The organism is Shewanella sp. 6_MG-2023 (assembly GCF_030547195.1).
Taxonomy (GTDB): Bacteria; Pseudomonadota; Gammaproteobacteria; order Enterobacterales; family Shewanellaceae; genus Shewanella.
The window spans coordinates 1-3,819 of record NZ_JAUOQU010000060.1 but is presented as its reverse complement, the minus strand read 5'-3'; the positions used below and the strand labels follow the sequence as shown (position 1 = coordinate 3,819).

The window sequence follows — 3,819 nt, the reverse complement described above, 5'->3', positions numbered from 1 at the left end:
TTGCTAAAAACTCAAAGCAACTCGGTGGTGATATTGGATTTACGGGCGTGCTGCATACCCATAACCGAAGGCGTGACCCTTGTGTTATAAGAAGCATCCTCATATCCACTTCATCATTCCGGCAGGCAGCTTTGATAAAGCTAAAAAACAAAGGAAAAAGAACAAGGGTAAATACCTTTTCAACGCCTTTAACCTGGCTAAAGTCTGGCGAGCAAGACTACTGGCATATTTGGCAAAACATCATCTCAAGTTACCGACCTCAATCCCCAACAAGTGGGTGGTTGACTGGCTAGCGAAGTCGTTAATGTAACGGTCGAAAATGTGCCTTTATCATTTGATATTAGCTTTAGTGGAAACACTGAGCTAAATGAAGGTGAGAACACCGTTATCACTGCGGCTATTGCTAATGAACCTGCAGGTTTAACCTATAGCTGGACACAAGTTTCAGGCGCTCAAACTGATTTTACTGCAACGGGTCTTGTGCTAAATCTGACAACACCAGAAGTTTCAGTAGATCAAGCATTAGTGTTTGAACTTGTTGTGAGTGACGGGGAAGAAGAAACAAGTGCTTCTGTCAGTATCAATGTGGCAAACACGTTAGATGATGGTTGGAGCGAAAACTATAGCGCGGGCAGTTTAGGAGCTGGGCTTCTATTATTATTGCCACTGCTATGGCGTCGCCGTCAGTCTTAATGACGTTAAATAATGTCAGTTAGATTATAGTGCTAATAGCTTGAATTAAGCTTAAGTTCGCTATCAGACCTTAAAAGCCAGTAATACGAAGTTTACTTTGTATTACTGGCTTTTTTATCTTCCCTTTAAATTTGAATAGCTTGTCTAAATATTCTAAATCATCATCAACTGTACTGGTCAAATTCAAACAACCTGTCGGGTTAATCACTTCTCTATATTATGTTAAGTCGATAACAACAGCCTTTCTGTAAAACACAATAATAAGTCGATTCAGTAATGCTTTTACTTGGTGTTTTTAGGCGGTCCAGTAGGTGCCTCATCTGCCGTGATGTAACCATCTTTATTTTTATCAAAATGATTAAAGCGCTTTGTGCCAGCTTTAAACTCTGAAGCCGATACTTTTGCATCGCCATCTTTATCAAATCGATTAATAAATTTATTACTTTGAGTACTGCTTTTGATTTTGTTGTTTTGTTTTTGAGTCGTTGAACCCGTCAGGTTACTTGCCCTTGCATATTCGTTAATATATTCAGTCAGAGGCTGCTCATATGTTTGGGCCGCTAAAACGACATTGCCATCTCGTACACTGCGTACATAATTCTCAACTCGAATAAAATCGCCTTGTGGCCCACGAGACATCGGTGCACCTGTTTTAGGGTCGCTGCGCTGAGAACCCGCGCCATGAACATCCATTGTTATGCCACGCATTTCACCTAAGGCTTTACCAAAGGCCACATAAACCGCTGCAGATTCTGGCACTGGCCCATCAAGATGAGTTGTTGAACTCCAGTAATAAGGATAATCTTTTTCGCCAGATTCATTCTTTATCGAAGATGTGTAAAAAATCGGGTCGATTGCCGCTGAATTAGAGGTTTCAGGTGAGCGGGTATAATCCACGATGCTTTGTAACTCTTTTGCATCTGGTAAACGCCAATCGCTATGGCCAGCTAAAGTTAGATCCTCAGAATATTGCAGTGCTTGTTGCCAATTCAAACCTTTGTTACTGTCTGTCTGTTGCCAAGTTAAACCAGTCGCCAAATCAGTGGTGGTACCATCCTTATTGTCAATGAAGTTGTTTTTACCATAGGCTTTATTTCCCCTCACAAACCTAAAGTACATTTTATTCGGCGTTTTAGTGCGTGGATTAAACTTTGGGTAACCTTTAATACGGCCATCAACAAAATTCACCCCAAAAACCGTATCATCACTTTTCATTGTTTTGCCGACATACTCGGTACTCGACCATGTTTGGGCATCAATCTCTCGTTCTCCAGCTTTAGTATTACCAAGAGGTTGATTGAAGAAACTGGTGTCGATGAAAGGGGTGAGCGCTTTTTCTCCTTTAACGCTGCCTGTAAATTGAATGAGAGAATAGAGCTCTTTAATGGTGGGAATTCGCCAGTCACCATAACCTGCTAATTTTAGAGTGTTTATTTTTAAAAGTGCTTCATCATAACTCAGTTTATCCCCCATCTGTTTTTGCCAGATTAAACCAGTGACATTATCGGTGATAGTGCCATTGTTATTGTCGGTGTAAGAAGGAGGGTTAGTGCTATAACTGGCATCTTGACCATAAAAATCATTGGCATTGTCTGGTAATGGTATTACTGCATTGTTGCTGTAGGATTTTCTTTGTCCGGTATCGACGATTGGGTAACTTGCTATCTTTTGTGATGTTTTGACTATGCTTTCCTTCACTGCAGTATTAACGGCCATAAGATCTTCACTGAAAATGACATTACCACTATAATTTTTATGAATTTCTTTTAAGCTCGCTTCAGCATCAACTTCCCCCGCAGTAAAATGGGTGTAGACCAGATTTTTGACATTAGCTTTTTGGGCAAGTGTACTGGAGTCGTTTAAATTAAGGTGAGCACGATTTTTTTTATTACCGCTCTTTTTATTTTTGTTGTTCGAACCTTTATTTATGCTTTGATCATTAGATTTTTTGTTTTTATTCCGTCCACCTATCATTACCATTCCGCCAGAATCGATAATCATATAATCTGCATTGCTCGCGAAGGTGGGCAGTGCTTCTGAATAAGTCAGATCTCCAGTAATGACAATCGATTGGCCATTGTAATCGAAGCGGTAAGCAACAGTATGAATGGTGTGTGGAACTTGAAGCGTGGTGACCTGTATATCACCGACCTTAAAGGATTCTCCGCCTTGTATATCTGTAACATCAAAAGCCTTGATACGATCGGCAAGGTTTCTCTTAGTTTTGCCTAGTCGATATGTAATATCAGCTTCATACAAATCCAAATTTGTTTCCGTGAGTTTCTTCGTATTGGGTGGACCAACAATGGTGAAGTTATTTCGCCCTAGTAACAGACGAATTAACATGGGTACAAATTCTTCATTATGATCAAGATGATGATGGGTAATAAGTAGGCTAGATAAATGACGAATATCAACGCCGAGTTTAGACAAATTAGCTTGAGTGCCATTACCCATATCAACCAATATATGAGTGTTTCCGGCAGAGATTAACGTACTCGCGCTCGCACGGTTTTCATTATAGATAGGCGAACCAGAACCAATAATAGTGGCCGTTAATTGATCTGCTGCATGAGCAGTAGCAGCTAGCAATGAACTGAACATAAAAAAACCAAATATTATCTTTTTCATAGAAACCTTTTTATGTCTATTGGATGCTATCAACAACGAAAATAGGGTAAATCAAGTCGTCATTATTGTTGCTTGGATATTTAAAATACCAATAAAAAAACCAACAAAAATAAAATTTACTTAACTTTAACAACTTTACATAACGGGCTTTAGTTTATAGTTTTATCCACATAAAGGTATCTCGATGCTGTTAAACGCTAAGGAATGTAGCGCTGTGATTAGGGTGAATTGATGTTAATACAGACATATTAAAGGTAAAGCTGGGGCAGGGGTTTAACTCAGAAATGTAAAAATGTATTGCTTCGTTTTATGTGGAGAAATACGCTAAATAGTTTGAAGTCGTGGCCACTAATACATAGCCACCCATTATTTTGAAGTTATAACATAACGCCTTTCATTTTGAGTTGCCAACACCAACATTCATTTACTGATGGTATTATTCCTGCCAAAGGACTGAATATTTCATCATTAATCACCAAAATTCACTCATAAACT

At 39.1% G+C, this 3,819-nt stretch carries 2 protein-coding genes and 1 pseudogene; 2 read left to right on the top strand and 1 reads right to left on the bottom strand.

Annotation, left to right across the window (positions count from 1 at the left end):
* Both Q4533_RS19480 and Q4533_RS19475 read left to right on the top strand, forming a co-directional pair.
* Positions 1 to 286: pseudogene (locus Q4533_RS19480) on the top strand (transposase); the annotation flags it as partial.
* Between the two features lie 35 nt (positions 287 to 321).
* Positions 322 to 693 (top strand): GlyGly-CTERM sorting domain-containing protein, encoded by a 372-nt coding sequence (locus Q4533_RS19475; protein ID WP_102435792.1) that lies wholly within the window; start codon positions 322 to 324, stop codon positions 691 to 693.
* A 282-nt stretch (positions 694 to 975) separates the two neighbouring features.
* Here the strand turns inward: Q4533_RS19475 and Q4533_RS19470 are convergent, their stop codons facing one another.
* Entirely contained in the window at positions 976 to 3,324 is a 2,349-nt protein-coding gene (locus tag Q4533_RS19470) for a DUF1566 domain-containing protein (protein WP_133126587.1), read from the bottom strand.
* Between the last annotated feature and the right edge of the window lie 495 nt (positions 3,325 to 3,819).

Bases quoted from the DNA above. Each gene is read 5' to 3' on its own strand.
- Q4533_RS19470 (WP_133126587.1), bottom strand. From the start codon at position 3,324: ATGAAAAAGATAATATTTGGTTTTTTTATGTTCAGTTCATTGCTAGCT.